Source organism: Acidobacteriota bacterium, assembly GCA_030774055.1.
Classification (GTDB): domain Bacteria; phylum Acidobacteriota; class Terriglobia; order Terriglobales; family Acidobacteriaceae; genus JACPNR01.
This window is the reverse complement of sequence record JALYLW010000028.1, coordinates 1-5170: the sequence shown is the minus strand read 5'-3', so window position 1 is coordinate 5170 and position 5170 is coordinate 1. Positions and strand designations below refer to the sequence as shown.

Annotated in this window: 6 protein-coding genes; 3 read left to right on the top strand and 3 right to left on the bottom strand. The window is 62.9% G+C overall.

Features of this window, described 5'->3' with window-relative positions:
* Positions 1-78 precede the first annotated feature (78 nt).
* The 3 genes from M3P27_02285 to M3P27_02275 all read left to right on the top strand — a co-directional run bounded on the left by M3P27_02285 (position 79) and on the right by M3P27_02275 (position 2468).
* Positions 79-696 carry a DUF4126 domain-containing protein gene (locus M3P27_02285; protein MDP9267139.1) on the top strand — a complete coding sequence of 206 codons (618 nt, stop codon included), beginning with the start codon at positions 79-81 and terminating at the stop codon, positions 694-696.
* Between the two features lie 79 nt (positions 697-775).
* Complete coding sequence (locus tag M3P27_02280) at positions 776-1390, top strand: DUF47 domain-containing protein (GenBank protein ID MDP9267138.1); 615 nt, start codon at positions 776-778, stop codon at positions 1388-1390.
* 49 nt (positions 1391-1439) lie between these two features.
* A complete protein-coding gene (locus M3P27_02275; protein ID MDP9267137.1) occupies positions 1440-2468 on the top strand; it encodes an inorganic phosphate transporter in 1029 nt (342 codons plus the stop codon).
* Positions 2469-2753: 285 nt separating this feature from the next.
* On the opposite strand, the gene ribB is transcribed toward M3P27_02275, so the two are convergent.
* From ribB to M3P27_02260, 3 genes are all read right to left on the bottom strand, one after another.
* The gene (gene ribB / locus M3P27_02270; protein ID MDP9267136.1) at positions 2754-3911 is read right to left on the bottom strand and encodes a 3,4-dihydroxy-2-butanone-4-phosphate synthase; all 1158 of its coding nucleotides are present in this window, start codon (positions 3909-3911) and stop codon (positions 2754-2756) included.
* A 156-nt stretch (positions 3912-4067) separates the two neighbouring features.
* A complete protein-coding gene (locus tag M3P27_02265) occupies positions 4068-4331 on the bottom strand; it encodes a hypothetical protein (protein MDP9267135.1) in 264 nt (87 codons plus the stop codon).
* Between the two features lie 78 nt (positions 4332-4409).
* Positions 4410-4901 carry a MerR family transcriptional regulator gene (locus M3P27_02260; GenBank protein MDP9267134.1) on the bottom strand — a complete coding sequence of 164 codons (492 nt, stop codon included), beginning with the start codon at positions 4899-4901 and terminating at the stop codon, positions 4410-4412.
* Between the last annotated feature and the right edge of the window lie 269 nt (positions 4902-5170).

The window sequence follows — 5170 nt, the reverse complement described above, 5'->3', positions numbered from 1 at the left end:
GCCTTTTTGCTTTTCCAGCAACTCACGCCGGCCACACCGCTGCCCCGCATCTAAAATGATAGGGGGAGGAACGTCGCCGTGGATCTCTCTCTCAACACCACGCACCTGCTGGCCCTGCTGGTCGCGGCCAGCTTTGCCGCTGGGCTGAACGTCTACGCCACCGTGGCCACGCTCGGTTTACTCGCCCACGCCGGCGTCTTTCTCCTGCCCGCATCACTGCATCTGCTCGAAAGCTGGTGGGTCATCGGGATCAGCGCTGCGCTGTTCCTGCTCGAGTTCTTTGCGGACAAAGTCCCTGCCTTCGACCTGCTCTGGAACGCCGCCCAGACCTTCGTACGCGTTCCGGTAGCGGCGCTCATCGCCTGGGGTGCGACGGCGCAACTCTCTCCGGCGGACCAGGCGCTGGCCGCGGTGTTGGGCGCGGCGATCGCTTTCGCCGCCCATAGCGGCAAAGTCGCCGCGCGCGCCGCCGTTTCACCCTCGCCCGAACCCATCTCGAACATCGCGCTCAGTGTGGGCGAAGATGTCCTCGCCGTCGGACTCACGTGGTTTGCCACGCAGCATCCCTACATCGCTGCCGGAGTGGTCTTCATCCTGTTATTGGTCATCATTCTGCTAGTGCGGATGGTGTGGCGCGCCCTCCGCAGCCTCTTCCGGGGCGCAGGCGAGGAACTGCGCCAACTGGAGCAGCATTGACCATCTTTAAACCCGCATGAGATAGTTTCCGGTTGTAACAAGCCGGCAACGTTCACCCCGCCCAAGGAGCCGCCTCGACATGGTCCGTCTCGTGCCCCGCGAAGGCAAGTTCTTCGACATGTTTGCCGAGATGTCGAGCAATCTCACCGAGGGCGCACGGCTGCTGCAGAGTCTGCTCGGCGATTATCAGAACGTGGAAGTGCGCGTGCAGCAACTGAAGGACATCGAGCACAAAGGGGATGACATGACGCACCGCATCCTCACCAAACTTAACCAGACATTCATCACGCCCTTCGACCGCGAAGACATCCACAAGCTCGCCTCCACCATCGACGACGTGCTCGACTTCATCTACGCCGCCGGCGAGCGCCTGGTGATGTACAAGATCGCGCACGTCCCTTCGGAAGCCGGGGCCCTGGCCGACGTGGTGGTGAAGCAGTGCGAACAGATCGCGCAGGCCGTCTCCAAACTGGAGAAGCAGGACCACGTGCTTGATTACTGTGTGGAGATCAATCGCCTGGAGAATGAGGCGGACCGCATCACCCGCGGCGCCATCGCCAAGCTGTTCGACACCGAGAAGGATCCCATCACCCTCATCAAGATCAAGGAACTCTACGAGGTGCTCGAGACCGCGAGCGACAAGGCCGAGGACGCAGCCAACGTGCTCGAGACCATCGTCTTGAAGAACGCCTGATGCACAGCCCAGCGTTGTTCACTCCCTCTTTCGCCAGGAGCCTGCCAGCGTGACCACCGAGCAGTGGCTGCTGATCCTTACCGTCGCCGTTGCGCTTTGCTTCGACTTTATCAACGGCTTTCACGACGCCGCCAACTCCATCGCCACCGTGGTCTCCACGCGCGTGCTCTCGCCGCGCATGGCCGTGATCTGGGCGGCGTTCTTTAATTTCGTCGCCGCCTTCCTGCTCGGCACCGCTGTCGCCAAGACCATCGGCAAAGGCATGATCGATCTGCACTACGTGAACCAATACGTGGTGCTTGCCGGCTTGCTCGGCGCCATCGTGTGGGACCTGCTTACCTGGTGGTGGGGCCTACCCACGTCGTCCTCGCACGCGCTCATCGGGGGCTATGCCGGCGCCGCCATCGCCAAGGCCTGGACGCTCGACGTCATCATCCCCGAGGGCTGGTACAAGACGCTCATCTTCATTGTGCTCGCACCGCTCATGGGCTTTGTGCTCGGCCTCGGTATGATGGTCGCCGTCTCCTGGATCTTCAAGGGCAGCTCGCCGCGCAGCGTGGACACCTGGTTCCGCAAACTCCAACTGCTTTCCGCCGCCGCCTACTCGCTCGGACACGGTGGCAACGATGCGCAGAAGACCATGGGCATCATCGCCGGCGCGCTCTTCACCGGCGGCATCCTCAGCAAGGAGCAGATGGCCGGCGACTGGGGACCGTACAAGTGGTACATCATCCTCTCCGCTCACGCCGCGATTGCCCTCGGCACCTACTTCGGCGGATGGCGCATCGTCCATACCATGGGTTCGAAGATCACGAAATTGAAGCCGGTGGGCGGATTCTGCGCCGAGACCGCCGGCGCCATCACGCTGTTTGGGACCGCGCTGGCCGGGATCCCCGTCTCGACGACGCACACCATCACCGGCGCTATCGTTGGCGTTGGCTCCACGCATCGCCTCTCGGCAGTGCGCTGGGGCGTGGCTAAACGCATCGTGTGGGCATGGATCCTGACCATCCCTGCCTCCGCCGGCGTCGCCGCTCTCACCTTCTGGCTGATGCGGCTGCTCATCGCCAAGGCGTAAGCCTTTAGCGCGCGCTAGCTCCTCCGCCAATCCCGCAAGATGTCATCCTTCGCGCGCGGGGTTTGCGCCCGGAGGATCTGCAATCGTTCGCCAGCAGTCGCCGCCTAGCCCCTCGCCCATTGTGCTGGCCAACCCTTGTAGCCCGCTCGGCCTCGAGCGGGCGCCACAAACACGGGTGGAGCAGGCCTTCAGGCCTGCGTTGTAACTGCCTGGGATCGGAAAACCGCGACTGAGACGGAACGGCGAAGGAGCAAAGGCGCGAAGGCGCGAAGGCGCGCGGAAAGGCTATGCCCGCTGGCGCACTTTCACCGGCACCTGTTCCACGATCTCGATGGTGAAGCCTTCGAGCGCGGCGATCTTGCGAGGATGGTTGGTCAGCAGACGCACGCGATGCAGGTTCAGGTCAGAGAGGATCTGCGCGCCGATGCCGACTTCGCGCTGCGTCTTGCGCTGATGTTCGGGATGCGCCGGCTCACGCACGTCGCGATGGAACGCCAGCGTGTTCTTGTCGTCCACCTTCTCGATCGAGAATCCCTTGCCGGTCTGGTGCAGGTAGATGAGCGCGCCGCGGCCTGCTTCGGCGATCATCTCGAGCGAGCGCGCGATGACCGCGTGGCAATCGCACCAGGTCGCGCCAAACACGTCGCCCACGAGACAATGCGAGTGCATGCGCACCAGCACCGGTTCCGAGCCCGCGTGCTCCACGTCACCCTTGATCAGCGCCACGTGCGACTCGCCATCGAGCTGGCTCTCGTAGGCGATCATGCGGAACTCGCCGTAGGCGGTGGGCAGCAGCGCCTCGCCCACGCGATGCACGTAGCGCTCGTGCTGCATGCGATAGCGGATGAGCTCCGCCACCGTCAGCATCTTGAGATCGTGTTGCGCGCAGAACTTTACCAGGTCGGGTACGCGCGCCATGCTGCCGTCTTCGTTCATGATCTCGCAGATCACGCCTGCCGGGATCATCCCGGCAAGGCGCGCCAGATCCACCGACGCTTCCGTCTGCCCCGCCCGCACCAGCACGCCACCCTTGCGCGCGCGCAGTGGGAACATGTGCCCGGGCCGGACGAGGTCGCCCGGGCGCGACTTTGGATCGATCGCTACCTGGATGGTCCGCGCCCGGTCGTGCGCCGAGATGCCCGTCGTCACGCCGTCACGCGCGTCTACCGCCTCGCAGAATGCGGTGCCGTATTGCGAGGTGTTCTCCGCTGTCATCGGCCCGATGCGCATGTGGTTGAGCCGCTCTTGCGTCATCGCCACGCACACCAAGCCGCGGCCGAACTTGGCCATGAAGTTGATGGTTTCGGGCGTGATCTTCTCGGCGGCCATGGTGAGGTCGCCTTCGTTCTCGCGGTCTTCATCGTCCACGACCACGATCATCCGCCCGGCGCGAATCTCCTCGAGCGCCGTCTCCACATCCGTGAATGGGGCTTTTGCGGGCATTTACGTTGGGTTTCTAGCAAGAAGATTCTAGCAGGCAGGAAAGGTCGCAGGTTTGGCAGGTGCGGTTACTACGGGGGTTACCGGGCGGAGACGCGCTCGCTTCCAAACGGGCTTCTGCCCGTCTCCGCGCGACCACTCGGATTCAGCCGGACGCCGCTAACTCGACTTCCGGACCTTGATCTCTTCGTCCTTGATGAAGAACTGCGCGGGGCAGCTATCGGACCCGCAGATCACAGGGATCAGTCCGACCACCTGCTTACGCGTGATCAGTCCCAGCGTTCCGCACTCCGGACAAGACAGCACGGCCCAGTACGGGTCGTCGTTCTCGCCCACGTCACCGGCATTCTCCAGCACGAACAGCGTTCCCGGCCCCATCTGCTCCGGGATCCATTCGCTCAGGATGTTGAGTTCCGCGACCATCTCACCTCCGTGGAACGCCCTTCGATGACAACGGATATGATGCCCATGCTGCTCGCCGCTTACTTATGTGGAGCGCCCTCACACTCTCCGCCGCCGGCGCGGTCTCTCTTCTCCCGCCGACGCGCTTGCCTTCTTCAATCCCTTTATTTCTGCGTGCACCTGCTTCACCGCGTCGCTCAACCCGATGGCCAGCATCGGCTGCCGCGCGTTTTTCAGCAGGTCCACGATCTCCTTTGCCGAGTGCTCCAGGTAGATCGTCTTGCCGTCGGTGAGCAGGTGGTAGTCGGAGTCGCCGCTCACAGTCTCCACCAGCCGCTTGCCCAGCTCGCGCTGCAGGAAGCGCATCACCTTGCGCACGCGCTGCAACGAGAATCCCTTGTCGCGCAGTTCCACGATGACGGCGACCTCGGCCACATCGTCCAGCGAATACAGCCGGCGGTGGCCTTCGCGCTCCGGACTCACGATGCCGCGCTCATCCCACCACTGCAGTTGCCGCGGCGTGATGCCGGTGAGCTCCACCACTTCGTTGGATGTGAACCATTGCGTCATGTTCGTTTGCTGCCGCTCCATTTCTCCGTTGTATGTTTAAAACAACCAACGCCTAAAATGTTTGAAACATTCTAGGCGTGGAACGTGCGCTGTCAATAGAAAAGAGACCCTAGATGGTTAACAGGTCTTCGGAAGGTTCATGCTGAGAAGCGTCGCGCGCCCGGTGCTTTCTCCGGGCGGCCGAGCAGCGACGAAGCATATTGGGTTTTTACGCTCGACGTTTAGGGTGTGGAGCAGGCCTTCGGGCCCGCGTTCGACACCGTTCTAAAGATGGCGCGACTGAGCCGGAA

What these genes read in the sequence shown, in the direction of transcription:
- M3P27_02260 (MDP9267134.1), bottom strand. Translation starts at nt 4,901, where the DNA reads ATGGAGCGGCAGCAAACGAACATGACGCAATGGTTCACATCCAACGAA.
- M3P27_02265 (MDP9267135.1), bottom strand. Translation starts at nt 4,331, where the DNA reads ATGGTCGCGGAACTCAACATCCTGAGCGAATGGATCCCGGAGCAGATG.
- M3P27_02280 (MDP9267138.1), top strand. Translation starts at nt 776, where the DNA reads ATGGTCCGTCTCGTGCCCCGCGAAGGCAAGTTCTTCGACATGTTTGCC.
- ribB (MDP9267136.1), bottom strand. Translation starts at nt 3,911, where the DNA reads ATGCCCGCAAAAGCCCCATTCACGGATGTGGAGACGGCGCTCGAGGAG.